The 825-nt window shown below is 47.3% G+C and carries 2 protein-coding genes; both read left to right on the top strand.

Annotation, left to right across the window (positions count from 1 at the left end; all coding sequences use genetic code 11):
• Nucleotides 1–220 (top strand): 50S ribosomal protein L18 (rplR, locus tag A3735_RS25025; protein WP_068638856.1); only part of this gene is annotated, 220 nt, incomplete at its 5' end.
• An 11-nt stretch (nucleotides 221–231) separates the two neighbouring features.
• A complete protein-coding gene (gene rpsE, locus A3735_RS25020) occupies nucleotides 232–732 on the top strand; it encodes a 30S ribosomal protein S5 (protein ID WP_068508544.1) in 501 nt (166 codons plus the stop codon).
• Nucleotides 733–825 lie beyond the last annotated feature (93 nt).

The raw sequence follows: 825 nt of genomic DNA, 5'->3' as shown, positions 1-825 counted from the left end.
AGGAAACAAGGTTTTAGCCTCTGCTTCTACTCTGGATAAAGATCTTCGCGGCGAAGGTACAGGTAACATTGACGCGGCTACTAAAGTTGGTGCTTTGATCGCTGAGCGAGCAAAGACAGCTGGTGTTTCAAGAGTAGCATTTGATCGTGCTGGTTTTAAATATCACGGTCGTGTAAAGGCATTGGCTGACGCTGCGCGTGAAGCCGGATTAGAGTTCTAAGGGGCATTACGATGAGCGTAGAAGACAAAAACGGTCCAGAGCTACAGGAAAAACTTGTACAAGTTAACCGTGTGGCAAAAGTTGTTAAAGGTGGTCGAATCTTCGGTTTCACAGCACTAACTGTTGTTGGTGATGGTGCAGGTCGTGTAGGTTTCGGTCGTGGTAAAGCGCGTGAAGTTCCAATCGCTATTCAAAAAGCAATGGATGCAGCTCGCAAGAATATGGTTGACGTACCTCTTAGCGGTACAACCTTGCAATATCCTGTAACTGCAAAGCATAGTGGCTCTAAGGTCTATATGCAGCCTGCTTCAGATGGTACTGGTATCATCGCTGGCGGCGCAATGCGTGCAGTGCTAGAAGTCGCAGGGATTCAAAACGTACTTGCTAAGTGCTACGGCTCTACAAACCCAGTTAACGTTGTTCGCGCAACAGTTAAAGGTTTGAGTGCAATGAAGTCACCAGAAGACGTTGCTGCTAAGCGCGGCAAGTCTGTAGACGAAATTACAGGATAAGGTCATGGCTAAGAAAACAATACAGGTTACATTGTACCGTAGCCCGATTGGTCGCTTACCTGCTCATAGAGCGTGTGTTACCGGTCTTGGTCT

This window comes from Oleiphilus sp. HI0061, assembly GCF_001635675.1.
This window is presented reverse-complemented; position numbering and strand designations above follow the sequence as displayed.